The organism is Saprospiraceae bacterium, assembly GCA_026129545.1.
Lineage (GTDB): Bacteria > Bacteroidota > Bacteroidia > Chitinophagales > Saprospiraceae > M3007.
The window spans coordinates 950156-976327 of sequence record JAHCHX010000001.1 but is presented as its reverse complement, the minus strand read 5'-3'; the positions used below and the strand labels follow the sequence as shown (position 1 = coordinate 976327).

The following is a 26172-nucleotide window of genomic DNA, read 5'->3' as shown; positions in this document are numbered from 1 at the left end:
CCCCGTCTGCTCTGCACAGGCGGGGCTGTTTTTATACCCTGACTTGACTTGCCAAGATTTTTCAGAAGACTGTGTTATTCCGTTTCCCCCCAACGGAAACTCTCCAATCCGAATCCTGCCAAATCCAACACCCTGTCCACTACTGTGGCCGCGATGGCCTCCAAATCAGTTGGTTTGGAATAAAAAGACGGACTGGCTGGGCAGATGATACCGCCAGCTTCCGTCACGGACTTCATGTTGTTGATGTGAATCAGGCTAAGCGGCGTGTCGCGGGTGACGAGGATGAGGCGGCGACGCTCTTTCAGCACCACATCAGCGGCACGAGTCACAAGGTCATTGCTAATGCCTGTGGCGATGCGGGCCAACATCCCCATCGAACACGGGCAGACAATCATGGTGTCATATCGGGCAGAGCCTGAGGCAAATGGTGCGTAGAAGTCGTTTTTTTCGTAAAATTGAAAGGGGTATCGAGTAAAATCAGAGGAGCCGATTTCCAGTTCCCAATTGATTTTCGCATTGTCGGAAAGCACCACCCCCACGGCACTCCACTGGCCTTGCAGCCCAGCCAATTTGTCGAGCAACACCTTCGCATAAATAGAGCCGGAAGACCCGGCAACGGCAACGATTATTTTTTTCATGGCATCAAAAACTGCATTGGCAAGATAAAGTTTGGCCACACGCCCCTAATTGACTGACAAGTTTTTTGAAAGCCTGCCTGCCCGTTGGAAACATGAGCCAAAGTTTGGCAACACGAAGCATACCTTTGCTCCTGAACAACTTCCTCCGCTCATGGAAATTTCAACCTTCAAGGCAAATACAATCGCGTTCATACTCTTTGCATACGCGTTTTTCGGAGCATATTGTTGCGAAAAAAACAAGTCGCAACCCTCAATATCTGCGCACGACGATGCCACTCCCCCTCCCGACGCGCTTTTTCAAAAAGTCCCTTCCGCTCAAAGCAACATCCGCTTCATGACCGAGGCGAAAGAGGATTTTGCCAACAACATCATTCTCAACCCCAACTTTTACAACGGTGGCGGGGTCGGCGTGATTGACGTGAACAACGACGGCCTGCCTGACCTGTTCTTCACCAGCACCACCGGACGCTGCGGGCTTTACCTAAACGAAGGCCACTTCAAATTCCGCGACATCACCGACGCGGCGGGAGTCGCAGCGGCAGAAGGGTTCAAAACCGGAGTCGCTATCGCCGACGTGAACGGCGACGGCTGGGAAGACATATATGTGTGCCGGGGCGGTCTCCAGCCCAACGAGCAACGTCGCAACCTCCTGTTTATCAACAATCAGAACAACACATTTACCGAAAGCGCCAAAGCATATAAAGTAGATGACCCTTCAGCCAGCAACTGCGCCAACTTCTTCGATTATGACCTCGACGGCGACCTTGACTTGTATGTAGTGAACTATCCCACAGACTTCCAATTGGCCCATCGCATGGATTTGGTACAACAACCGGACGGCAAAATAGTGCGCAACAAAAAACCGCACACCGAATTCGATTCCGACCGCCTGTTTCGCAACAACGGCAACGGGACATTTACGGACGTGACCCAATCGGCAGGTGTCGAGAATATCGCTTTCGGACTTAGCAGCCTTGCATTGGACTGGAACCACGACGGCTGGCCCGACCTGCTCGTCGCCAATGACTACATCGAGCCGGACTTCCTTTACATCAACAACCGAAATGGCACCTTCACCGACCATGCCGAAAAAATCTTCAGGCACCAATCGAACCACACGATGGGCACCGACGCACCTGACATCAATCTGGATGGATTCCCCGACCTGATTGCGCTGGATATGTTGGCAGAAGATTATCAGCGACAAAAAACACTGAGCACCATCATGAAAACCGACCGCTACAAGACGCTTCTGAGTTACGACTACGGCCACCAAATGATGCGCAACGTGTTGCAAATCAACAACGGCGACGGAGGCGGAGGCAAACTGCCGACTTTTAGCGAGGCAGGGTGCATGGCAGGTGTTTTTCAGACCGATTGGAGCTGGAGCGTGCTCGGACAGGACTTCGACCAAGACGGTTGGCCAGACCTGTTCATCACCAATGGGTATCGCCGCGACGTGACGGACCTCGACTATGTGCAGTTCACCGACGACTCCATTCAGCGCAAACACGGTGGCATCGGGCCAAGTGTGTTCAAGACTATTTATGAATATCTCAACTTGATTCCCTCGGTGCCGCTGCGCAACTATGCCTACCGAAACAAGGGAGACCTCACATTTGAAAACACAACCATCGCTTGGGGATTCACCGACAAAACATTTTCCAATGGGGCCGCCTATGCCGACCTTGATGGTGACGGCGACCTCGACTTGATTGTCAACAACATTGAAAGCGAAGCCCTCCTCTATCGAAATACCGCTGCCGACAACAAAAAAGGCGCTTGGCTGCAACTCTCCTTCAAAGGCACCCCCGGCAACCCTTCGGCTTTCAACACCATCGCCCGCATCACCGCGGGCGACAAAATGTGGCAGCAGGAGCTCACGCCCGCGCGAGGCTTCTTTTCTTCCAACCAGCCCCTGATGCATTTTGGCTTGGGCAACCTCACCACTATTGACAAAATAGAGGTGCTATTCCCGCCCGGCAACAAACTCATCACCCTGCAAAACCAACCTGCCAACCAACGACTGACCCTCCATGTCACCGACGCAAAACCCGGCAAACTGCCCCCCATAGAGCGCCCGCAAAATCAATTTTTCTCCGAAATAAGCGGCAACAAGGGACTTGACTTTGTCCACAAAGAGGACCCTTATGAAGATTTTGACCACGAACGCCTATTGCCTTGGCGCTTGTCGTTGCCCGGCCCAGAAATGGCTGTCGGCGATGTGAATGGGGACGGCTTGGACGACTTCTATATCGGTGGCGCCACCGGGTTTGCCGGTGCCTTGTATTTGCAAAACGCGAATGGACAATTTTCCAAAACCTCCCAAGCAACCTGGGAGGCCGACAAAGCACATGAGGACACAGGCATGGTCTTGTTTGACGCGGACGGCGATGGCGACCTCGATTTGTTCGTGGCCAGCGGGGGGAATAGCGCCCAAGGGGGTAGCCCCGCTTACCAACCTCGACTCTATCTCAACGACGGAAAAGGCCATTTTTCACGCGCCGCCCCACCAGCCATTCCCGCCATAACGGACAGCGGCGGCACCGTCGTTGCTTTCGACTACGATGCCGACGGCGACCTCGACATTTTTCTCGGCGGCTGGTGCACACCCGGCTCTTGGCCACTCACGCCGACAAGTTATGTTTTGAGAAATGACAAAGGCATATTTACCAACGTGACCGCACAAGTCGCGCCAGCCTTTGCCTACTGTGGCATGGTGCGCGACCTGCTTTTTGCCGACCTCGACGGCGACAACCGCCCCGAAATGGTCGTCGCAGGAGAATGGCTGCCCATTACGATTTTTAAATACAACGGCGGAAGGTTCGAGGACGCGACCGCCACATTCGGCCTCGACCAAACGCAAGGAATATGGAGAAGCCTCGTGGCCGCCGACTTCGATGGCGACGGCGACCTCGATTTGGTGGCTGGCAACTTGGGGCTGAACACACGACTCACAGCCTCACCCGAAACGCCACTTTTTGTGTACGCAAAAGATTTTGACAGCAATGGCAGCCTCGACCCGCTCATGGGCTACACACAAGGCGGCAAGGAATATCCCCTCGCGCTGCGAGAAGTGCTGCTCAAGCAACTCCCCCCCTTGAAGAAAAAATTCGTGCGCAACGCGCCTTACGCATATTCGGCCATGGAAGACCTCTATCCGCGCTCCGAACTCAACGCCGCCAAACGTTTCCATGCCAACACGCTCACCACCTGTTATTTTGAAAACAAGGGGGGAAAATTCATCTTGAAACCCCTGCCGAATGAAGCCCAAATAGCCCCTACCCAATCCCTCCTTGCTGCCGACTTAAATGGCGACGGCAGGCCCGACCTCATATTGGTGGGCAACGACTATGGGCAACAGGTTGAAACGGGCCCCATCACGGCAGGCAATGGTCTTGTGATGCTCAACATAGGCAAAGGCAACTTCAAGCCCATGCCTGCCTCTCAATCAGGTTTTTGGGCAAACAAAGACGCCCGCAGCCTGAAACTGCTCAAATCGGCTCATGGAAAAACAATTTTCTTGATAGGCAACAATAGCGGCGCGATGCAGGCTTTTGAACTAAAAACCGGAGGCGCGATGGTGCAATAAACAGCCTGCACGGTGGCACACAAGCCCATGATGTCGGATTTCTTCAATTTTTGCCCTTTCAGCCCCCGTTCCTTTGCAGCGTTTTTCATTCATTTCTCAACTAAAAAACACAATAACGCTATGACTACAGTCAATCTGAATGCATTGGAGCTCTCCGAGTTCACTGGAAAATCCGACAACCAACAACACTGCCGCTCCACCTTTCCGATGTTGGGCGCTCATGGCACCCAGCATACCGCGACGGTCTACTTCGAGCTGGAACCCGGCAAAAAACTCGGCAGACACACCGACAGCGCCGAAGAGTTGCTGCTCATCTTGGAAGGCACGGTGGAAGCCTCAGTCGGTGAAGAGAAAGGCATACTCACCCAAGGAGAAATGGCCTTGGTGCCAGTGATGGTGCCACACGATTTGCGCAACATTGGTGCCACCAAGGCAAAAGTCCTCGGCTTTTTTGGCGGCGCCAACCACATCGTCGCTACCTTCGACCAAGATTGGTTGCCTATTGGGACAAACACGGTGAGCACGGCGCAAGTATTTGCCCAGTAATATCAAAAACCCATGTCTGGATTAGCCTCTGGTGTTGTTCGCCAGAGGCTGTTTTTTTTTGAAAAAGCTCAGGTAGTGCAACCCCAAAGGCCCGCCGCAAGTCTGGATGGTTTGTGAAATTGGAAAAAAACTGAAAATGAATATCCAGACGCACGAGTTCGTCCCTTGCAAACCACTCCAGCCTTTCGTGGAGTTTTTTTGGAGAGGCGAATTCAACATAAATGGCGACGGGATGCTCCGACAAAAAGTGTTGCCCAATGGCTATGTGGAACTGGTGGTGCATCTGTCCGACCTGCATTGCCACCTGTTCAAAAATAGCCTTTGGAATCCGTCGCCCGCTTACACACTCATCGGGCTGCATTCACATCCATATCAAGTGCAATTCAGCGATTATGTGCGGGTATTCGGTATCCGATTCAAGCCGGAAAGTTTCAGCGACATCTTTGGGGTTCCCGCTGCCGAGTTCGGCGACACTTTCGACGACGTGAGCAGCGTCCTCGGCCAATCATTCCATATCTACTGCGAGCAGCTGAGGCACACAGAAAGTTTGTCTGAAATGCTCGCATTAACCGAGCAATATCTTTTGTGGCAATTGGAGCGACAACACTTCCACGAAGAATCTTACATCAACAAAGCCGCAGAAATCATTCGACAATCAAAAGGGTTCATCCGCATAGAAGAACTGGCAAAGCAGGTTTATGTCAGTTCGCGGCAGCTGGAGCGTTCGTTTAAGCAGAAAGTAGGGGTCAGCCCAAAATTCTATATGCGCATAGCCCGCCTCAACGAAGCACACCGTTTGCTCGAAAACAACCCTTCACTCAAACTTACCCACCTGTCTTACGAATGCGGCTACGCAGATCAAGCCCATTTCATTCGTGACTTCAACACACTTACGGGCATTCGACCCAAGCATTTTGTGAAAAACCGAGAGGCCTTTATCGTGAACCCACACTTGGCAAAGAGTGGATAAAAGCATGAGGCTTCGCAGTCCCATAAAAACAAAAAAACACGGTCCCGATTGCTCGGAGCCGTGTTGAGAAATGCGTTTCGAGTGGTTTGTTTTACTCTGACTTTATGACTTTCAGCGTCTGCGATTTCCCATCCGCTTCAATGCGCAACAGATAGAAACCCGCCGACAGCCCCGCAGTGGACAACGCAAAGCGTTCCTGACCAGCATCAAATTGCTGCTCCCGCACCATTTGACCTTCAAGACTATAGAGCCGCAGGCACACTTTTCCCTCGATAGCCCGCCCCATCGTCACCTGCAACGATTCGGAGAAGGGGTTGGGCGAGGCGGTAGCCGATTGTCGAACAACAGACGCATCATCCCCCCTATCGGCAGCGCCTGATGATGGTGGGCCAGACAGCCCGTTGGGAAGTGATGTCAACCTCACAATCTCATAGCCTGAGGCTATGTGTGTCAAGGTCAATCTGCCAATCGTACCAGTACCAAAAGGGTTGTGTTCGCTCAATTCAAAGGTTGCAATAGGGCTATTATTGCCATTTACAAAAACCTGAAAAGAGACACCCTCCACACCTTGTGCCGTAGGAACTTGGCCGTCAATCCTAAAATAAAACACCCCTGTCGGCGAATCTACAATACCCCTTAATTTTTCTTTCGGACTGAACACTTTTCTCACGTTGAAGAATCTGCCCGCGCCACTACTTATGTAGCGGACTTTAAAGATGCTTCTGCTGCCATCAATGGGAAACTCACAATACTGCCCAACATTTACAAGATTACATGTGGGGTTGTTGCTCGACTCTTGAATGCCAGCGACTATTAGGTCGGCAATAATGGTTTCCCAAAGCCCCGAAAAAGATTGATATTTCCCATCGGTACCATCAGGGCAAATAGGGTTGATAGTAGAAAAATACACGGTGCCTGATTCGAGTCCTATCAACGTCAGGTCTGGAATCTGAGCCGCTGTCATCACGGTATCGCTAATTAAGATATTCCCAACTGCTTTATAGGTTCTTACGCGATGCGACACTGAGGCCTGAGGAGTCCAAGTTAATCTCGCCCAATTGGCCCCGATTGCCACCACTTGGAAATTGGTAGGAGCGGGCAAATCACAAGTGTCGTTAAGATTAAAAGCGGCCTCCCCAAAGTTCCTTAAAGGTGAAGAGCCATTACCAAAAACGAAAAAGGGCGAGAAAGCCAAAAGCAGCAATAGGATGTTTTTTTTGCACATAAAGAAGGATTTAAAAGTGACGTGAGAAACTACCGTGAAGTTATAGGTGGGGGATTCAAAAAAAATTGGACACTTTTGCCCGCTCATTCCGACGTGTCATTTATGACCAATAGCTACCTACTGGAAGTCATCAAAGCATTAAATCCCATCGAACGGCAAGAAGTAGTCCTCTTTTTGGCATCGCCTTATTTCAACAAAGGAGGGAATGTCCCCGAATTGGCGCGTCTATATCAGGTCATTTTGGATGCCGCGCCTGATTTTTCAGAGGAATTATTGACCAAGGAAAAAGTATATCATCAGGTTTTTTCCGACCCAAACATAATTCCCGGCAAGTTGGAAAAATTGATGGCCGCCCTAAATAAACTCCTGCGGGTGTACGCGCTGAACAGCCGGTATTTTTCAGAAAGCAACGAAATACGGCAACAGGTTGACTGGGCTGCTTGGTTGCGAGAGCGCGGGTTGACCGAACGCTCCACACAGGTGTTGGCAAAACTAAAAAACCAAACCAATACTGAAAACCTTGATTCACTGGAACGATATCATTCCAACTTCCTGATTGCGGAAGAGGAACACCAAAGAGAAAGCTTTCTCAATCAATTAAAAGGCGATTTAAATATCCCAAACCTAATTTATAGTTTGGAACTCTATTACCATAACTACCGAACCGAACTGATTAATCGCTATCTACTTCAACAAAAAGCGCCTCAACTGCCAGATTTGCAATGGGAAAACATATCCGTGAAATTCTGGGAAGAAGAAAGTGTACTACTTCAAATTTCGAAGAGCATCAATAGCATATTGCGTCAGAATCTACCTTCGAGCGAGGAGTTCTTCGAATTTATGCAGTTGTTGCACGGCAAAGCAGACAACCTTTCTTTTGAAACAATAGCCCAATTCTATGCTTATTTGCGCAGTATTTGTACATTACTTATCAACGGTGGGCATTTAGAGTTTATACCCATTCTTCACAATATCCATATAGACAACTTACAACGAGGTTATTTTTTTACCAATGGAGAATTGACTCCTCTTGTATATCTCAACATAGTACAAATTGCCACCCGAGCAAAAGAATATGCATGGGCAAAAGAATTTACAGAGAAGTATAAGCATTCAATTATCGGAGGTGACGAGGAGCAGTTTTTCTATCACCTTAACATGGCTCAATGTCTTTTCGCGGAAGGAAACTTCGAAGAGTCTTTATCTCTTTTGCCCGATGCACCCTCTGCCTCTCACTATCACCATATAGTGCGGCGACTAGAACTGAAAAACTATTATGAACTAAAATCGGATTTGCTGCCATACAAGATTGATGCCTTCCGAAAATTCATCGAGCGAACAGGCTCGAAAACCATTGCGCCCGACCAAAAAACAATGCACATCAATTTTGTCAACTTCCTGCACCAGCTCAGTCAGTCGCCCATAAAAGACAAAACTCGTTCGGCACGGTTGGTGGAACGAATCGAGCGCAAACATCTCGTGGCAGAGCGGGCTTGGCTGTTGGAAAAGGCAAGGGAAGTAGGGTAATTTAAGCATCCCGCGAGGCCTTCTTTCAGAATAACTGCTCGTTTCTGTCTAATTTTTAAGGCTGCCGCTGTCCCTTTTTGACCCCCAATAGCGGTTTTCCAAGTTTCACTCTGGCGAAGTTTCACGGTTGCCCCCCCCGCTTTTTTCTGGTACAAAGCGATCAAACTGTCCTTTTATGCCGCAAAGGAAAGGACACACCTTTGCTTTCAGAGCTTTGATTCGTTGGCGAATGAAATCTCTTCTGTCAATCTTTCTTATTTCACTTTTAAACTTGTTTCATCATGAAAAAACTGATTTTCATCAATTGTGTCCTCGCCTTAGCGGTTGTTTTTACTTTTTGCAGCAAGCCGGACAGGCAAGATGAACTGATTCCGGTCGACACCGTCACGAGTATCGAGGAACGCAACAGCACCACATCCACCTGCCTCCTGACCAGCAATCCCATGACCAACACGCCTCTCGTCATTTGCGGCACCAACACCAACCAGCAGGCTTGTGTGCCCTGTGGCGGGTTGCAAGCATTCATGGGCGTGGAAGTGGCAATGGGCGGCAACATCAACCTCTCGCTGAACACGCCCATCTCGATTTCCATCTCTGCCCCCAACGGTGCTCAATTTGTGCTGGACGCAGGTAACAACCAAGTTCCCATTGCGCTTCAGCAAGGAGGTTGTCGTTTAATCCACATTGATGCCGATTGCTTTATTACGGCGAATTAACCCCTTTTTTTGGATAAGATAGGTGATAAGAACGGGTGCCCGCGTGTTTGCGGGCACCCGTTTTTCTTTTAGGTATGCCTGATTTTGCAACCAATACCGCTACGGCGCTTACTGGCTAGCGAATGGTGTTTTTGTATATCACCCCGTTTTTCATAATCAAGACAAAGTTCTTTTCGGGGTCAGCGACCAAGTTGAGGTTCTGGAGAGGGTTGCCGTCCACCAAAATCATGTCCGCATAGGCACCTTCTTCCAGCACGCCCAACTTTTTGGGATACGGGTTTCGAGGGCCAGACAGGGTCAACAATTCGGCATTGTCGGCCGTCGCCATTTTCAGCACCTCGAAGGGTGTGTACCACTGGGACATGGTTGCCAAGATAGCCCCCTGCTTGGGTGTCATGGCGGGATTGAACAGCATATCGGTACCCCAAGCGGTTTTGATTTTGTATTTCTTGGCAAGTTTGTAGGCATTGTCTGTGCCAGTGCTCACCAATAGTTTTTTGGCCTGTCCCTCCGGCGTGGGTTGCTTATTGGCAAACTCATTGTCGAGGAAGGGCTGCATACTGAGCCACACGCCCTTTTCGGCGAGCATTTTTGCGGTCTCCTCGTCCATCAATTGCCCATGTTCTATGCACTTCACGCCACTGCGAATAGCCATCTGCATGGAGCGAGGTGTGTAGGCGTGCACGGTGACATAAGTGCCCCAATTTTCAGCGGCTTCGACGGCGGCGCGAAATTCGGTTTCGGTATATTGGCTCACATCTATCGGGTCGTAACTGGAAGATACGCCGCCGCCAGCAGCCAGCTTCAGCTGCGAGGCACCAAGCATCAGCTGTTCGCGTGCGCGCTGAAGCACCGCCGACGGGCCGTCCGCTATGATGCCGACGTTGTATATCTCGGCGCGGCTCAACTGAGCGGAATTGGCTGCCGGCACATCCCAAGGCATGCGAAAATCGCCGTGACCGCCCGTCTGAGAAATCATGGCGCCCGAAGGATAGATGCGCGGGCCGGTGACGATTTCTCTATCAATGGCAGTTTTCAAAGCAAAGCTGGGGCCACCCACATCGCGGACAGTGGTAAAACCGCGAAGCAGGGTTTGATTGGCTTCCCTGCCCGCCACCAAATAGATGTAGCCAATATCGGCGGTCATCAGTTCCATTTTGGGCATAGCCGCCATCATGGCGTGCCAGTGGGCATCAATCAGTCCCGGCATCAGAAATTTGCCTTTCCCATCTATGATGGTCACATTGGCGCTTCTGTTGGTCGGGATGGGCGCGGTGGATATTTTGGCGATGGTGTCGCCTTGTATCAACACATTCCCGAGAGTGAGTTTTTCGTCCGTACCGTTGAAAATCTGAACATTGTTGATAAGGGTTGTTTTTTGGGAGGTGGCGCAAAACGCACATAGTGCAAGCAGAAAGGAGAGAATTGGTTTCATTGTTTGTAAGTTTTGTTTTGAAAGATGAACCGTGCGGCTTTCGGCCGGGGTGTATTTTAAAGAACATCAACCAATTATTGGCAAAAGAGTTCTCAGTAATTAAAAACCTTCCCTCCCGCCAGCACCTCTTGTTTTTTCTCATCAAACGTCACCCGCAGCCCTGTGCGGTAAGCTGCCAAAGCCATGATATTGGCTATAGAATGCTGGTAGCCCGCCTCTATGGGTGCATTGGGCTGCTGGCGGCTGCGCACACAATCGAGCCAGTTGCGGACGTGGGCGGAGGTGAGCGGGTCGCCGCCTGTGCTGGCCGAAGTTTCCACCTTGAATCCTTCGAGTTTTTGCGGCTCCAGCAGATTGGGTTTCATACCCATCGCCTTGGCGTGGTATTCCACGAGGCCGCCCGTCGAGGTGATTTCATTCGTGTCGAGATTTATCATGCCCCCATTGGAATAGTAGAGTTCTTTCACGTCGCCGGCGGAGTTCGAGAATCGGCTAGTGAACACCACTTGAAAACCCGAAGTCGGGTCGTCGAGCGGGCCGTAGTCGAACACAATGGTGAGCGTGTCGGGATTGCTGCGACCGTCTTTCCACTGGTAAATGCCGCCGTTGGCCACCGCGGAGCGCGGGTGCGGAAGCCCGCTGAACCAATGGACCGTGTCAATCTGGTGGCTCATCCATTGCCCCGGAATGCCCGACGAGTACGGCCAAAACAGCCTGTATTCCAAATACTTGCGCGGGTCGAAGGCCTCGGTAGGGCGGTTGAGCAGGTAGCGTTTCCAGTCCAAATCCTCCTCCTTGCACTGCGCCACGAGCGCGGGGCGGCGCCAGCGACCGGGCTGATTGACGTTCCACATCAGTTCGACCATGACGATGGGGCCGAATTTTCCTTGCTGGATGAACTCGGCAGCGGCGTGATAATTCGGTCCGCTGCGGCGCTGCGAGCCGATTTGCACGATTTTGCCTGACTCCCTGACCGCTTTCAAAACAGCCCGGTTGTCGGCCATTGTTTCTGCCAAAGGTTTTTCAGTGTAGCAGTCCTGCCCTGCTTTCAACGCCTCAATAGTGTGCAGCGCGTGTTGGAAATCAGCCGTCGAGATGATGACCGCGTCGGTGGCGCGGGCGGCGTACATCTCTTCGTTGTTGCGGAACGCGACCGTGCCGGGATTTGCTTTTTCTTTCAAAAAAGCCAAACCCTCCTCGCGGCGCAGTTTCCAGATGTCGGACATAGCGACGATTTCGAAGTTCAGTTCCCCCTTGTGGCGGTTGAAAGCCGGGAGCAAATCGTTTTTGAAGCGGTCGGAAAAACCAACCACGCCCACGCGCACCCGGTCGTTGGAGCCGATGATGCGGGCGTAACTTTTGGCTGAAAAACTCATGGCGATGCCCGCTGTTGCGGTGGTTTTGATAAATGTGCGTCGTTTCATTTTATTTGTGTTTAAAACACAGAGGTACAGAGACACGGAGATTTTAAAACTCTGCGCCTCCGTGTCTCTGTGTTCAATTTTTCAATTCCCTAATCTTAATACTCCGAAACCGAACCGCGTCTCCATGGTCCTGCAGCAAAATGGGGCCTTTCGGCGCGGAGGCAAACTGCTTGCCCCACACGACGAATTTGCTGCGCTCCACAAGGGAATTGAATAACGGAGAAAGCCGTTGGTATTCGAGCATCTTGAAGCCATTCAAATAATGCTCCACACGGTTGTCAGGATATACAATGATGCGGCCTTGATTCCACTCGCCGGGTTTTCGCACGGCGCGGCTGCGGTGGCCTGTTTTATCAGCGGGAATGAGGTCGTAGAGCGAGGCGAGGGTGCGATTGCCTGCCGCGCCGAGTTTGGCATCGGGGTGACGGTCGTCGTCAAGGATTTGAAATTCGAGGCCGATGGCTGAGCCTTTTTGAGCGTGTTCTGCCGGGACAGTCATCGTTTGGCCGGGCTGAAACTCGTGGGTGTATTGCAGCAGTTCGCGCACGAAGTATTTGATGCCCGAATTCGCGCCTTCCGAGTAATTAAAATCAAACACCAACTCGAAGGCCCCGAATTGTTCCAACGTGAGAATATCGCCGCCGTTGGCCGATTCCACGCCCGCGCTTTTGACCACCCGCAGTTCGCCGTCTTTGATTTCCCAACCTACCGAAGGGAAAGAGTTTTTGTAAGCCCCGCGCCAGCCATTGGTTGTTTTTCCGTCCCACAAGAGTTTGAATCCCAATGACTTTTCTGCTTCCGAAAGGTCGTTCGGGAGCAAATTGACCACGCGGATATTGCCCGGCGGCGAAGGTTTCAGGCTGGTAGTTTGGATGCGGATGTTGCGCCAGCGCACTTGTTTTCCCTCCTCTTCCTTGCTGCCGATGCTGTGGACTTGCAGACTGAAAAAGCCTTCTGTGGTCATGTCGTCTATGACGTGCGCCACCTCCACGCCGTTGATGAAGGTGCGCAACGAATGGCCGATGGCCTCTATGCGGTAGAGGTTCCAGGCGTTGTTGCGGCGAAATGCCGTTTGGCCGGTGGGGTTGAGTTCCGGCACATAGAGCCAGCCGCGCCGGGCTTCGTCGTAGATGCCGCCGGAAAACGCGCGGTCGGTCGCGTCAATTTCCATTTGGTAGCCATGTACGCGACCATTTTCAACGTCGGGCGTTGACAAGCTGCGAAACTGGATGCCGGAGTTAAGGCCTTCATCCACGTTGACTTCGCATTCAAAAATGAAATTGCCGTAGGTTTTTTCGGTGCTCAAAAATGAATTTGGTGTGCCAGCCACCGCCGTGCCGACGATAGCGCCGTCTTTCACTTCGTAGCGAGCCTTGCCGCCGAGTAGTTTCCAGCCGGATAGCGTTTTGCCGTCGAAGAGAGATTGCCAAGCGGGGTTCTGCGCAACCAGTCCTGTGAGTGAACAGATGAGCGCGAGGAGAAGGGCCAGTCTTTTCATGGAAGAAAGCTTGTGTGTCTGGCAAATATCGGAAATCCTGTCAGTGTCTCACAAAATAGTGGCCATATATGCCACACACAGCAATGACACATAAACCAAATACCAACGGATATCGAGCCATTGCTCGATATGTAGCCCATATTTTTTCCTTAATAGCCACATCAAACCCAGCTTTTCCACCCAGAAGGCCAGCACCGCTGACCATGCCACACCGACCAACCCCCAATGCTGAATGAAAAACAAACCAAGCGCAATTTTTACGAGCAACTCCACAAACCCAACTCCCAAAACGAGATGAGGGTCTCCTTTTGCCAACACAATGGCATTGGGCAACAACACGCGGCTGGCCGTGATGAGCAAATAGATGTTGAACAGTGGGGCGCTCGCCGCAAAATCGGGATTGAACACCCACGGAAACAAGGGTTGAGATAGAAACAAAAGCGCCAGCGTAAGCGGAAAGACTAAGTGCATCAATTGTCGCGCTTGGCTTTTGAGCAAAGCAAGCCCGCTCGAAAAATCGTCGGCCAAGAGAGGTATGGCCGACGTAGCCAGCGCGGAGGCAAGTGCCGTAGCCAATGGAAATTCGCGCGAGCCGTAGCGAAATATAGCAAATGTGGTCTCATCCTTGAAGTGCCAGCCCACCAGCCAAGCATCGAAAAGGATGATGAAGTTGCCCACCAGCACATTGAGTGTCAGCGGAGCGGAGAATCCCAAATAGTGCCGCACAAGGTCGCTACGCCACTGCATACTGCCCGACACGAGCACCAGCCGCAGGGTCCAAAGCAATTTCAAAACACTTAACAAGATAAGCGCCATAAAGCCTCCGCGCAAGCCATAGCCTAACCACACAGGTAGATAGAGCGCCACTACATGCAGGCCGAAGGTGGCCATTCCCCAGACAACAATATGACGGGGCTTTTCTTTCAACAGATAAATATACTCGACTGGCAAAGTGGGCAAGTGCAAGAGCAGGTAGAGCGAAAACAATCGAAAATATGGCACCTCAGCCTGTCCGGTGAGTAGCGGGGTCAACATTTTTTCCCCGAAAAAAAGAAGGAGAAACACGGCGAAAGCAATGCCGCAAAACACCAAAAAGTTGTTGAAAACAAATGCTTTGCGGTCGGTATCGCCCAAAGAGGCGTACACAGGCGACATCCCCATCAACAGGCCATTGACCCAAAAAAAAGTCATGCTTGTGCCGATGTACAGCAACATCTCATAAGTGCCGATTTCGGCGGTGGAGAGGCCACTCTTGGCCAGCAGGATGCTCGTCAGGATGACCGAGGCGAGGCGCATCAACTGAAACAGTTGGAGTGCCCGCGTGGTGCCGATATTGCCGGAAAAGAGGTGCCTCATTGCCGCGCAAACATATCGGGAATCATCGAGAGTTGTTTGTCAGGACAAAAACTACCCTGCCGGGATGCCGCCCACCAGCAGCACTTGGGTAGGAGTTGGGTTGCCATTCGGATTGTCCTCCAAAGAAATGGCAAGTGCTACGGCGTTGGGTTGGCACGCAATCAGTTGCCACCCGCCGGAAGCCTGTAAATCCACCATGCCCATGCTGACGGGCTTGCCATCCACGATGGACCAAAACTGCATATACTTACCCTGTTCGGGAGCGGGCAGGCTATTTAGGTCAATGGCGACCTCGCATCGGGAGGCATTGAGAAAAGCGAGGCCGGCGAGCGATGGGTTTTCGGTGTTGCCCAGCGGCACGTTGCGCGTGCCGCGGTCGCGGAGCAGGTTGTTGACCTGTTGAAGTTTTTCCATTTGCAACCCGCGTTCGGCGCAGTCATCTATTTGTCGCTGCAGCTCGGCTAGGCGGCCTTCGAGCGCCGTTTTTTCAGAAGTCAGATTTTTTTGTTGGAAAAACAAAAAACCAGCGAGCAAGACAAGCCCCAAAGCCAGCGCCTGAAAGATGCGAAGCGAAACGCGACTGGGCGCTGGCGACCTTTCGACGGTGGGAGGCGCTTCGGCCTCGATGCGTTCGAGGATGCGGCCTTTCATCCATGCAGGAGGCGGCACGGCATTGGCTGCCGCGTAGCCTTCGAGCGCCATTTCGATGATGGCCATTTCGGCACGCACCTCGGCATGCTCGGCCACCATACGCTCCACCAGCGCACGCTCTTCGGGTGTGCATTGCCCAAGCAAATACGCTTCAAGCAAACCCGATTGGATGAAAGATTTGATGTCCATTGTCATATATATCCTAACAAATACCCCCTCGATGAGGCAGTATCGTCGGTTGCAATCATTTATTCAAAATAACAGCCGCCAGCAAAGCGACTGCCGCGACGTTTTCGCCAAAAAGTTTTCTAAGTTCCTGAATGGCATAGCGCAAGCGGGTTTTCACCGTGCCAAGCGGTATGCCTGTCTCTTCTGCCACCTCCTCCTGAGTGTAACCCTTGAAATACACCAAGTCAATCAGCGACTTGTATTTTTCGTCGAGGCGACTCACCACCTCTCGCACCCCGACGTGCTCGGGGTTGATGGTTTCGCCACCGGGTTTATGTACGAGGTGGTCGAGCGAGTCGGTTTTCTTGTAGTGTTGGAAATGCGCCGTGCGAGTGGCATCTATGGCTGTGTTGCGAGCGATGTTGAGCAACCAAGTGAACAGACGACCTTTGGCGGGGTCGTAACTCGCGCCGTTGCGCCATGCTTTCACAAACGTATCCTGCAACACCTGCTCCGCCAGTTCCCTCGACTGCACGATACGCAGCACCACGCCAAACAAAGCGCCCCCATAAGCGTCGTAGAGCTCGCCAACGGCCGTGCGGTCTTGTTCTTTTAAGCGGTGTATGAGACGGTCTTGCATTCAACTTTTCGACAGTTCGCTCCGGGCGACCTGTTTTGAGGAGCAAATGTGGTGGTTTTTGCGATGCCGGCAAACGGTTTTGAGTTATTTGACTTTTAATTCTACGAGCGCAAGTCCCCTCTTAGTTTTTTTTGAAAAATATCACTCTAATGCGCGTTAAAATCGTCTGCGAAATTTGGGTGTTTGCGAGAAGCATTTACTTTTGTCGCGCCCAATAAATTTGTTCACCGTTCCTTTAATCTGCTCTCCAATGACAAACAATCCCCGACCGATTTTCTCATTCCTCCACATGGCGGATGTAGCGAAATCGTTTTCTGCGCTATCACTCCCTTCCCCCTTATCGCTCTCCCCTTTTGCCGCTCGAGAAGCCCTATTCAAGTTGTTGAAAGGAACACACGACATTTTTGTCGCGTGATTTTTATTCCACTGTCATCCTTTTTTTACTGATGAAAAAACTGCCTGCCGAGTATCAATTGCTGCTCATGCGAAGGGCGCAAAAACAAGAAGGCGACTTAGAGTCCTTTGCCAAGGCACCCACCATGCCGGAGGAGGTGGAAATTCAGTTTGAGTTTAAGGACAGTCTCGAACCGTTGATAACGATGGGCCTGAGGGTGGTCGCGCAAGACGGCTTTTTCGCCGATGGGGTGATTGCGCTGAGCCAATTGGAAGCATTGGCGGCACATCCGAACATAGTGCGCATCTCGCCCTCGCCACATTGGAGAAAGGCGCTTGACAAAAGCATCCCCGACATCAAAGCCAATCAACTCTGGAGCCGCAGCGGTGACGTGTGGAGTGGAAACACAGGCAAGGACGTGATTATCGGGGTAGTTGACACTGGCATTGACTACGTCCACAAATCTTTCCGAAAGGCAGACAACTCGTCACGCATATTGAGTATATGGGACCAGACGCTTACCCCCGTCCCGCCCCACGAAAGCTCGCCCGGCACCGTCAACACGCCCGGTGGCAGCGTGACGCTCAATTATGGGGTGGAATATGTGAGAGAAGACGCGGGCAACCCCAACCGCCCAACCATCAAAAAAGCACTCGATAACAGCAACCCTTATTCTGTCGTGCGGCACAAAGATACCGATGGGCATGGCTCACACGTGGCGGGCATAGCAGGTGGCGATGGTTCCCAAAGCGATGCGTGTTGTGGTGCATATACATATATTGGTGTGGCGCCAGAAGCCGAGTTCATCATCGTTCGGCTGATTGGCCTCACGGATGGCGACCCTAGCGCGCCGGCTGGTTCAGGCAATTCCAAGCTGAACGCCATTCGGTACATACTCGACCGCGCCAACGGTCGCCCATGCGTCATCAACCTGAGCCTCGGCAGCGACTTGGGCGCGCGGGATGGCTCCGGCATCGAAGAGCAAAGGGTGGAGACCATCGTGGGCCAGTATGCCAACAAAATGGCCATTATTCAGGCCGCCAGCAACGATGGTGACAGAAAACGCCATGTGTATGGCTATGTGCCAGACAACGACACTGCCGACATTTTTTTCAAAATACCGCTTGACAACGCCGACACATTGTCGCTCGAGGTGCGATATAACGGCAACCATCTGGACGCGGCACTCAAGCCTCCCGGCCGGACTTTCAATGCCGCCGACTGGCAGTGGGTGACACCGGGCAACACAAGAACCAATCTGGATTACAACGGCACCAACGGTCTAGTGCTCGACAATGGCAACAACGAAACGAGCGTCATCCAAATCACCTTGTCGCCACCTGCCAACGGCAAAAACACAAGCGGGGTCTGGACGCTCCGACTGCGCAACAACACCAGTGCCGACACGGACATTCATGCGTGGTGTGAGGCAGGAATAAAATTCAACGCACCAACAGCTGACGACGCAACGATTCATATCTCCTCGCGCTCTACCATCAGCCCAGATGCCTCTGGAAAAAACGTCATCGTGGTCGGAGCCTATGCTACCGAAGGCAGCAGGAAAGGCCAACTGGCAGGCTTTTCCAGTCGAGGCCCCGCACTCGACACCACCGTCCCAGACTCGCAAAACATCCGCCCGCACATTTCCGCTCCCGGAGTGGCCGTCACTTCGGTTGCGACCGACAAATACCGCAGCGATGATATCTGGGACACGATATGCTGCTGTGATTGTTGTCAAGATTACTACACAAACATGAATGGCACCAGCATGGCCACGCCACATGTGGCAGGCGCGGCGGCCCTCATGTTTCAAAAAAACAACGACCTCGACTGGACACAAATCCTCGACAGCCTCAAAAACACGGCGCGTACCGATGTGCCCGACAATGACGACAAAGTGCCGCCTTTGCCCAACAACAACTGGGGCTGGGGCAAGCTGGATGTGAAAGCAGCCGTGGATGCCGTCCCGAATCCACCCGCACCTTTCCGCGCCCCTACCCCACCGCCGGCCGAACCAGTGGTTGTTCGGATGACGGCAGACCAGGCGAGCCTGACGGCTTTGCGCGACGAGTTTTTCGCCATTCCCAAGGCGAGATTTTATCAGGACCTCGTGAAGCGCCATTTTCAAGAGGTGCGGGCACTTATCAACACCAACAAGCGAGTGGCCACCGTGTGGCATAGAAATGGCGGCCCCGCACTCATTCGCTTGGGCATGCAGTCCGCCTTCCGACCCGAACAGCCTTTACCCATCGAAATAGAGGGCATCAGCCTCGTCGAACGCGCCCACAAAATCATTGGCATCATAAAAAGATACGGCAGCGAGATATTGATACGCGACATAGAAGAACATTTGAACGACTGGGTTTGGGTGCTGAGCCAAGGATTCAGTTTAAAACAGTTGCTGTCAGTATTTAAGGAACAAGAGATGATAATGGGAACCCGTTGAACAAAACCACCCCCTCCGCCGCCGCCTGACCGTCCTAATCTTCATAATTCAATCTTATGCCCAGCGCACCCGGAACTATCGAAATCATCGCCCGCGAGATAGGTAAGGCACTCGAACCATTGGCCGACATTCTCGGCCCCGACATTTTGGAGCGGCTGGGGGTGTCCGTGCCGTCCGCGCTGTCGCAACACCAGTCCGTGATAACGGCCTTCGGGCCACCCGCCGGCATTGTGCGGGATTTGCCCCCCATCGTGCAATCGTTGGCCAATGCGATAGACACGGAAAACGTCTCCGGCATCATTTCTTCGGGGAAAAGCCTGCTGGAAAAAATCATTCAACTCATCAATGCGCTGAGCAATCTGGGCAATGCCGTCAAGAACGCATCGGGAAGCGTGGGACTCACGCCCGCACAAGTGGCAGAAATCAATCAGTTCGGGGAAAAGTTGGCCATCAAAATACTGCACTACATGACTGTGGAGTACATGGACAAGCGGCTTCCCACGCTTGCCTCTTCGCTCAACGTGTTGGGGATTCTCGAAAACGACCTGCTCCCTGCCGACCCAACCAAATTGCAAGCGGAGTTCCGCAAACGCGAGATTCATTTCCAACGCATCATTGACATCGGCACCGACCCCGTCAAGTACCTCCGCGACCAGTACAAATTCGGGGCAAATGATTTTGACGGCAAGCTGATGCTGGAGCGATTGAAAAACATGCTCGACCGCTTCGGCTTCCCCGCCGAACTCTACAAAGTCGGGAGCCAGCCCTACACCCTTGAAGCATATTATTTTAGCCTTCAAGCCGACCCAACAGCCAACCCTCCCAGCTTGAAATTGGATCTGCGCATCCCAGCCGCTTTCGAGGCCAACCAAACGCTCGACCTCGTCGGCCCTTGGAAAGCGGTGCTGAAATCGAAAGGCACCTTCGACGCAGGGGTGCAGGGCAAAATAAGTGCGCCCTTTGAAGTGGAAATGTCCCCACCAAGTGGCCAATTGACATTTGAGGCACTGTTGGGGCTGAAAGCCGAATATCCCGGCGACCGCCGTGTCATGTTCATAGGCACCACCGGAGGCAGCCGCTTGGAGAGCAAATCCATTGGGGGCGCGTTGGGTTTCAATGCCCGATGGAATTCATCCACCAACCGCGCCGAGGCCGAGCCAAGCGTGGAGATAGAAATCAAAGGCGGGAAGTTGGTCATTGACCTCAGTCAGGGAGACGGCTTTTTGCAACAAGTGTTGTCGGGATTTGGGATGGAGGCAGATTTTGACTTGGTCGGCACATGGATGCCTTCCACTGGCCTTCAATTGGTCGGGAGTGGCGCCATCGAGCTGCTGTTGCCCATCCACATCAATTTGGGCATTGCAGAGCTCAAAGGGGTTTACGTCATCGTGGGTTTTGGCACAGACGCGCCAATAAAGACAGATTTGGCGGTTTTGCTGAATGCCAACCTCGGCCCCTTGAAAGCGGTAGTGGACAAGCTTGGCGTGTCCATACCGATGAAGTTCCCTGCAAATGGCAAGGGCAACCTCGGCCCCCTCGACATCGGGTTCGGATTTCGCCCCCCCAATGGGGTCGGTCTCTCCATTGATTTGGCAGTGGTGAAAGGAGGCGGCTACCTCTATTTTGATTTCGACCGCGAGGAATATGCCGGTGTGCTCGAATTGTCCATCTTGCAAATTGTCACGGTGAAGGCCATTGGTCTTATCACGACCAAAATGCCCGATGGCTCGAAAGGCTTTTCGCTGCTGCTCATCATCACGGCAGAATTTGGCACCGGCATCCAACTCGGATTCGGCTTCACCTTGTTGGGTGTGGGCGGCTTGCTTGGCCTCCATCGCACCATGAACCTGCAAGCCCTTGCCGAAGGCGTGCGCACGGGAGCCATCAACAGCGTCATGTTCCCCCAAAATCCGGTGGAAAACGCGCCGCGCATCATAAGTGATTTGCGCACCATTTTCCCACCTTACGAGGGCAAATTCCTCATCGGGCCGATGGCGAAAATTGGCTGGGGCACACCTACGCTGGTAAGCGTTTCGCTGGGCGTCATCATTGAGATTCCGGGCAACATCGCCATTCTGGGCATACTGAAAGTGGCCTTGCCTGCCGAAGACGCGCCTTTGATTCTCATTCAAGTCAATTTCATTGGCGCGATAGAATTTGACAAAAACCGCTTGTGGTTTTTTGCCAGCATCTTCGAGTCGCGGGTGCTGTTCATCACCATCGAAGGCGAAATGGGCTTGTTGGTGGCTTGGGGCGAAGACTCCAATTTCGTTGTTTCCGTTGGTGGCTTCCACCCGCGTTTCAACCCGCCACCGTTGCCCTTCCCCAGCCCCAAGCGCGTGGCGCTCAATATCTTGAACACGGATTTTTGCCGCATTCGCGTGGAAGGCTATTTTGCTGTCACGTCCAACACGGTGCAGTTTGGGGCAAAAGTAGAACTAAGGGTCAACCTCTCCGTAGTACGCGTGGACGGCCACCTCGCCTTCGACGCTTTGTTCCAATTCTCCCCATTCTACTTCATCATCGAAATATCGGCATCGGTATCCCTCAAAGTATTTGGCATTGGATTGTTCAGCATCCGCCTGCGGTTTGCGCTCGAAGGCCCCACCCCATGGCGCGCGCACGGCACAGGCACGCTCAGCCTGCTGTTCTTTGATGTGTCTGCCGACTTTGACATCACTTGGGGCGACAGCGAGGACACCACGCTGCCCCCAGTGCAGGTGATGCCGCTCATCACTGCCGAGTTGGAAAAACTGGAAAACTGGAAGGCGGAGCTGCCCGTAGGGAACAACCTGCTCGTTTCGCTGCGCAAATTGTCGGAAGCCGAGACCGCGCAGGTGTTGCACCCGCTTGGCTCCTTGCGCATCAGCCAACGTGCCGTGCCTTTTGATTTGAAAATTGACAAGGTGGGCAGCCAAAAACCTTCGGATGCCAACGAGTTCAAACTCGGCGCCAATGGGCTGACGAAAGTGCAAGACACCATCGAACAGTTTGCCAAAGCCCAATACCTCAAAATGAGCGATGCCGACAAGCTCTCGCAACGGGCATTCGACCCGCTGCACGGAGGGGTGTTGCTCTCGGCAGGGGCGCAACAATTGGGCGCTTCCAAGTTGGCCAAACGCCGGGTTCGATATGAGCAAATCATCATTGACAACAACTACAAGCGATTCCGCAGGAGGTTTAAATTATTCACAGCCAAGTTTTTCGGTCATTTTCTCAATGGTGCGGCTGTCACAAAATCAGCGCTTTCCAACCATTACAAATCCCAACTTGACCCATTCATCAACGAAGCTAAGGTCAAAGTGCAAGACACGGGGTTTGTGGTAGCCTTTACCGAGAACAACAAGGCATTCAACGCCGAAGCGACCAGTTTTGCCAGCGAGGCACTGGCCAATCAATTCATACAGCAACAAATAACCCTCAATCCCGCTTTGCACGAATCGCTTCATGTGATTCCGAAATACGAAGCAGTGTGACCCGCGTTCCTCGTCTTCGCAGACCTGAGCAAACAGGCGCGAACAAAACTTTCTTTCTCTTCCGGGTGGCCGGACCGCACGGGAGTACAACAAACAAGAAAAAATGGACAAACCCATCGGCACATATTCTTTTCTACCCTACTTGCGCGTCGGTCTGGCGAACAAAACGACGCAGGCAGATCAAGATGCAAGCGTGAAATTGCGTGCCACCTTCCATCTCCAACTGGAAGTGGAAGGCAAGGCCGTCAACGGTGGCGCCCCCGTCGTGGCGACCATCCCCAGAAACGTGGAACTCTACGGCCCTGGCGACGTGGTGGGCATTGACCCACGCGCCATAATCAAGAACGAACCACGCAATTGGATAACCAACTTTGAAGCCAACTACCTGCCCTATATTGATTTCTACGACGAGGATTTCCCGTGGCGCTACACGCCCAGCAAAGCCAACGAGCCAGCACATCGGCTTCGCCCGTGGCTGGCATTGGTGGTGCTGGAAGAGGGCGAGTTTCAGGAGGGTAAAAACCTGAAAGACAAGCCGTTGCCATTCATTACCGTCCAAAATGCCAGCGCAAAGTTTTTGCCGCCCGAACAATTGTGGGCTTGGGCGCACGTCCATGTCAACCGCGACATAGCCGCCACGCCGGAAGAGATTTTGTCGGAAAACATGGGGGCGGTGTTGCCAAAATTGGACACGGCACTCAAACAAAATCCCGACTTTGGTTATTCGCGCATCCTTTGCCCGCGCAAATTGAAGCCATCCGCCGCCTACCACGCCTTTTTGATTCCCTCCTTTGAAAGTGGCCGACAAGCAGGCTTGGGTTTAGAGGTCGAGCCAGACTTCGCCTCACAATATGCTTGGGGGCAAAAGCCCGACCAAACCACATTCCCCTACTATCACCGATGGTATTTCCGCACGGGAACGGTGGGCGACTTTGAGTATCTCGTGCGCCTGCTCAAAGCACAACCCGCCGACGAGCGCGTCGGTCGGCGCGACATGGATGTGCAACAACCAGGTTGGAACCTTCCCGGCCTCGACCCAAACGGCGAACTCGGCGGCATCCTCAAACTCGGTGGCGCCCTGCGTGTGCCAGACGAGGCACTAAGCAACCCCGCCGAGTTTTACAAATACGAAGATTGGTTAAAGGTCAACTACCCACAGCCCATCAACGAAGGCATCGCCCAATTCGCCAACCTTGCCGACGACTACCAAAAACCAGGTGCCAATCCACAGCCCATTCCAGACCCCGACAACCCACTCGACCCAGACCCGCTCATCACGCCGCCGCTCTATGGGCGCTGGCACGCCGCCGTGGACCGCCTGCTGCACCAACCCAACGGCTCCCCGGTGGCCAACCCAAAAAACTGGATTCACGAGCTCAACCTCGACCCTCGTTTTAGGGTACCTGCGGGTTTCGGCACAAAAGTCATTCAGGAAAAACAAGAAGAGTACATGAACGCAGCTTGGCAGCAAGTGGGCGATGTGGTGAAAGCAAACAGCCTCATCCGGCTGGCACAATTGAGCCAAGAAGCAATCTTTCAGTGGCATACCAAGCATTTTCAAGCACTCCTGACCCAACGCCCCGACAAGCTGTTCCTGTTGAGCGCACCCGTGCAAAAGCGTATTTTGGTACAAAACGCCACCGTTTTTCACCAAATAAAAATGAGCCTTGTGCCACCAGTCGCCGTTTCGCCACCTATGCGAAAAGTGTTGCGGCCACGCTCCCGCGTCGTGACCCGACTGCCTTTTGCGGCAAAAAACATTGCGCCAGCTACATTGGTCACGCGGCTCAACAAAGGCGAAATCGTGCCGGCTCCGCCTAAAATCACACCCGACATACCGACCGAGCAGGTGCTCATCGAGCAAACCACTCCCAACCCACAGCCCAAATGGCTGGCCGATTTGCTGAAAAAATACAAATGGCTGCCCTTGCTCACGTTGGGCTTGGCGGTCATGTTGCTTGTGCTGCTCTTGCTGTTCAGACCCGCCGCCTTTTGGATGGCGCTTGGCATGACTGTGGTAGCGGGGTTGGTGTTTTTGTGGAGAAAGATGAACGAGATATTGAGACAGCTGGCCCAACCAGAGATTTTCACCGAGCGAACCGAAACCCCCGAACGGGTGGACATGGCTCCGAAAAGCCCCGATTTTCGCATCACGGAGCCAGATGAGCCCTTCCGCCCGCAAACAGGAGCCTCCGACAGCCCGGAAGCATTGCGTTTCAAAATCGCCCTCAAGGAAATGTACGCGGTGGAGGTGGCAGCCAGAGAAGCAGCCTTTGTGCCACCCAAGGTGCCGCTCGACATATCGCTCGTCGCTTCCGAAACATTGGCAAGCCTTCATCCAGACAAAACCATCCCGCGCTTGGTGCTCGACCGCATCCTGCTGCCCGGTCGCATTCGGTTCGTTCCCGAAAAGTTTGACGAAATCATGGAGTACCCCAAATTCGACCAGCCGATGTACGACCCGCTCGTCAAACTCTCCGATGAGTATTTTTTGCCCAACATCAACCTGATACCCCAAAACAGCATCACCCTTTTGCAAACCAACCAAAAGTTCATAGAAGCTTACATGGTCGGCATCAACCACGAAATGTCGCGTGAGTTGCTGTGGCGAGAATATCCGACCGACCAACGCGGCAGCTATTTCCGACAATTCTGGGATGTGAGCGCCTATCTGCCCGAGGATGGGGAAGACCTGAGCAAGCTCGGCGAAAAGCTTAAAGACATCCCTGAAATACACAAATGGCCGCGTGCCTCCAAACTCGGCGAGCACGACAACCGCGAGCAAGGAGGCACCAATGAGGAAGAAGTCGTGCTAGTGATTCGCGGCGAATTGCTGAAAAAATATCCCACCGCCGTCATTTACGCTCACAAGGCCAAGTGGCAGACCAAAAACAACGACGGCTCCGGCGGCTTCGACCCAGCCAAAGAGCGCGACCTGTTCGACATCCCCAACGGCAAAGAGGACAACCCACCACGCGACATAGTGAAAACACCACTATACAGCGCCAAAGTGGACCCCGACATATACTTCTTTGGCTTTGACCTTACTTCCGACGCGGCTAAGGGCAACGACGGCAGCAGTCCTACCGAACATAACGCAGGTTGGTTCTTCGTCATCAAGGAGCGCCCCGGCGAACCTCGCTTTGGTCTTGACATCGGCGGCCCCAATGCCGTGAAGCGCACTTGGAGCGACCTTGCTTGGGAAGATGCCGCGCCCGGCTTGCCAGAAGGCGGTTTTCTCCAAATCACCAACGCCACCCCAAACATCAACCTCGTCCCCCCCACCGATACCTCGCAAGCCGAATACGAGGAGGAATTGTTGCAGCACAACGAGGACAAAAACATCCGTTGGCGCAAAGAAGCCGACTCCGCCGATTTGGCCTATATCCTTTACCAAGTGCCCGTGATGGTGGCTGTGCACGCGAGCGAGATGTTGAAGCCCAAAGAGAATCTGCTGCCCTGACCTTCCG

At 52.9% G+C, this 26172-nt stretch carries 16 protein-coding genes; 8 read left to right on the top strand and 8 right to left on the bottom strand.

The features are described 5' to 3' along the window. Positions 1–74: 74 nt before the first annotated feature. Entirely contained in the window at positions 75–638 is a 564-nt protein-coding gene (locus KIS77_03455; protein MCW5921374.1) for a UbiX family flavin prenyltransferase, read from the bottom strand. Positions 639–789: 151 nt separating this feature from the next. Between KIS77_03455 and KIS77_03450 the strand changes: the two genes are divergently transcribed. The 3 genes from KIS77_03450 (at position 790) to KIS77_03440 (ending at position 5746) form a co-directional block, all read left to right on the top strand. Beyond that, positions 790–4230, top strand: a complete 3441-nt coding sequence (locus KIS77_03450) for a VCBS repeat-containing protein (protein MCW5921373.1) — start codon at positions 790–792, stop codon at positions 4228–4230. A 120-nt stretch (positions 4231–4350) separates the two neighbouring features. Next, positions 4351–4776, top strand: a complete 426-nt coding sequence (locus KIS77_03445) for a cupin domain-containing protein (protein MCW5921372.1) — start codon at positions 4351–4353, stop codon at positions 4774–4776. A 136-nt stretch (positions 4777–4912) separates the two neighbouring features. After that, positions 4913–5746, top strand: coding sequence for an AraC family transcriptional regulator (locus KIS77_03440; GenBank protein ID MCW5921371.1), 834 nt, complete (start codon positions 4913–4915; stop codon positions 5744–5746). A 91-nt stretch (positions 5747–5837) separates the two neighbouring features. On the opposite strand, the gene KIS77_03435 is transcribed toward KIS77_03440, so the two are convergent. Then, complete coding sequence (locus KIS77_03435) at positions 5838–7058, bottom strand: T9SS type A sorting domain-containing protein (GenBank protein ID MCW5921370.1); 1221 nt, start codon at positions 7056–7058, stop codon at positions 5838–5840. 15 nt (positions 7059–7073) lie between these two features. Here KIS77_03435 and KIS77_03430 point away from each other — a divergent pair, with 15 nt between their 5' ends. Both KIS77_03430 and KIS77_03425 read left to right on the top strand, forming a co-directional pair. After that, positions 7074–8498 carry a hypothetical protein gene (locus KIS77_03430; protein MCW5921369.1) on the top strand — a complete coding sequence of 475 codons (1425 nt, stop codon included), beginning with the start codon at positions 7074–7076 and terminating at the stop codon, positions 8496–8498. A gap of 281 nt (positions 8499–8779) precedes the next feature. Continuing rightward, positions 8780–9214, top strand: coding sequence for a hypothetical protein (locus tag KIS77_03425; protein MCW5921368.1), 435 nt, complete (start codon positions 8780–8782; stop codon positions 9212–9214). Between the two features lie 115 nt (positions 9215–9329). Here the strand turns inward: KIS77_03425 and KIS77_03420 are convergent, their stop codons facing one another. The 6 genes from KIS77_03420 to KIS77_03395 form a co-directional block, all read right to left on the bottom strand. Continuing rightward, entirely contained in the window at positions 9330–10649 is a 1320-nt protein-coding gene (locus KIS77_03420) for an amidohydrolase family protein (protein ID MCW5921367.1), read from the bottom strand. 92 nt (positions 10650–10741) lie between these two features. Continuing rightward, positions 10742–12073 (bottom strand): Gfo/Idh/MocA family oxidoreductase, encoded by a 1332-nt coding sequence (locus KIS77_03415; GenBank protein ID MCW5921366.1) that lies wholly within the window; start codon positions 12071–12073, stop codon positions 10742–10744. 73 nt (positions 12074–12146) lie between these two features. Continuing rightward, the gene (locus KIS77_03410; GenBank protein ID MCW5921365.1) at positions 12147–13571 is read right to left on the bottom strand and encodes a DUF1080 domain-containing protein; all 1425 of its coding nucleotides are present in this window, start codon (positions 13569–13571) and stop codon (positions 12147–12149) included. A gap of 48 nt (positions 13572–13619) precedes the next feature. Beyond that, positions 13620–14927 carry a polysaccharide biosynthesis C-terminal domain-containing protein gene (locus KIS77_03405; protein MCW5921364.1) on the bottom strand — a complete coding sequence of 436 codons (1308 nt, stop codon included), beginning with the start codon at positions 14925–14927 and terminating at the stop codon, positions 13620–13622. Positions 14928–14978: 51 nt separating this feature from the next. Further along, positions 14979–15767, bottom strand: a complete 789-nt coding sequence (locus KIS77_03400) for an anti-sigma factor (GenBank protein MCW5921363.1) — start codon at positions 15765–15767, stop codon at positions 14979–14981. Between the two features lie 55 nt (positions 15768–15822). After that, positions 15823–16386: a sigma-70 family RNA polymerase sigma factor gene (locus KIS77_03395; protein ID MCW5921362.1), complete on the bottom strand. Its 564-nt coding sequence runs from the start codon at positions 16384–16386 to the stop codon at positions 15823–15825. A 446-nt stretch (positions 16387–16832) separates the two neighbouring features. On the opposite strand from KIS77_03395, the gene KIS77_03390 reads away from it, so the two are divergent. From KIS77_03390 to KIS77_03380, 3 genes are all read left to right on the top strand, one after another. Further along, a complete protein-coding gene (locus KIS77_03390; protein ID MCW5921361.1) occupies positions 16833–19226 on the top strand; it encodes a S8 family serine peptidase in 2394 nt (797 codons plus the stop codon). 56 nt (positions 19227–19282) lie between these two features. Further along, on the top strand, positions 19283–22702 hold the full coding sequence (locus KIS77_03385; protein MCW5921360.1) for a hypothetical protein: 3420 nt from the start codon (positions 19283–19285) through the stop codon (positions 22700–22702). A gap of 103 nt (positions 22703–22805) precedes the next feature. Further along, positions 22806–26165, top strand: coding sequence for a hypothetical protein (locus KIS77_03380; GenBank protein MCW5921359.1), 3360 nt, complete (start codon positions 22806–22808; stop codon positions 26163–26165). Positions 26166–26172 lie beyond the last annotated feature (7 nt).

What these genes read in the sequence shown, in the direction of transcription:
- KIS77_03400 (MCW5921363.1), bottom strand. Translation starts at nt 15,767, where the DNA reads ATGGACATCAAATCTTTCATCCAATCGGGTTTGCTTGAAGCGTATTTG.
- KIS77_03420 (MCW5921367.1), bottom strand. Translation starts at nt 10,649, where the DNA reads ATGAAACCAATTCTCTCCTTTCTGCTTGCACTATGTGCGTTTTGCGCC.
- KIS77_03410 (MCW5921365.1), bottom strand. Translation starts at nt 13,571, where the DNA reads ATGAAAAGACTGGCCCTTCTCCTCGCGCTCATCTGTTCACTCACAGGA.
- KIS77_03455 (MCW5921374.1), bottom strand. Translation starts at nt 638, where the DNA reads ATGAAAAAAATAATCGTTGCCGTTGCCGGGTCTTCCGGCTCTATTTAT.
- KIS77_03430 (MCW5921369.1), top strand. Translation starts at nt 7,074, where the DNA reads ATGACCAATAGCTACCTACTGGAAGTCATCAAAGCATTAAATCCCATC.
- KIS77_03405 (MCW5921364.1), bottom strand. Translation starts at nt 14,927, where the DNA reads ATGAGGCACCTCTTTTCCGGCAATATCGGCACCACGCGGGCACTCCAA.
- KIS77_03380 (MCW5921359.1), top strand. Translation starts at nt 22,806, where the DNA reads ATGGACAAACCCATCGGCACATATTCTTTTCTACCCTACTTGCGCGTC.
- KIS77_03450 (MCW5921373.1), top strand. Translation starts at nt 790, where the DNA reads ATGGAAATTTCAACCTTCAAGGCAAATACAATCGCGTTCATACTCTTT.
- KIS77_03415 (MCW5921366.1), bottom strand. Translation starts at nt 12,073, where the DNA reads ATGAAACGACGCACATTTATCAAAACCACCGCAACAGCGGGCATCGCC.
- KIS77_03395 (MCW5921362.1), bottom strand. Translation starts at nt 16,386, where the DNA reads ATGCAAGACCGTCTCATACACCGCTTAAAAGAACAAGACCGCACGGCC.
- KIS77_03385 (MCW5921360.1), top strand. Translation starts at nt 19,283, where the DNA reads ATGCCCAGCGCACCCGGAACTATCGAAATCATCGCCCGCGAGATAGGT.
- KIS77_03425 (MCW5921368.1), top strand. Translation starts at nt 8,780, where the DNA reads ATGAAAAAACTGATTTTCATCAATTGTGTCCTCGCCTTAGCGGTTGTT.
- KIS77_03445 (MCW5921372.1), top strand. Translation starts at nt 4,351, where the DNA reads ATGACTACAGTCAATCTGAATGCATTGGAGCTCTCCGAGTTCACTGGA.
- KIS77_03440 (MCW5921371.1), top strand. Translation starts at nt 4,913, where the DNA reads ATGAATATCCAGACGCACGAGTTCGTCCCTTGCAAACCACTCCAGCCT.
- KIS77_03390 (MCW5921361.1), top strand. Translation starts at nt 16,833, where the DNA reads ATGAAAAAACTGCCTGCCGAGTATCAATTGCTGCTCATGCGAAGGGCG.
- KIS77_03435 (MCW5921370.1), bottom strand. Translation starts at nt 7,058, where the DNA reads ATGAGCGGGCAAAAGTGTCCAATTTTTTTTGAATCCCCCACCTATAAC.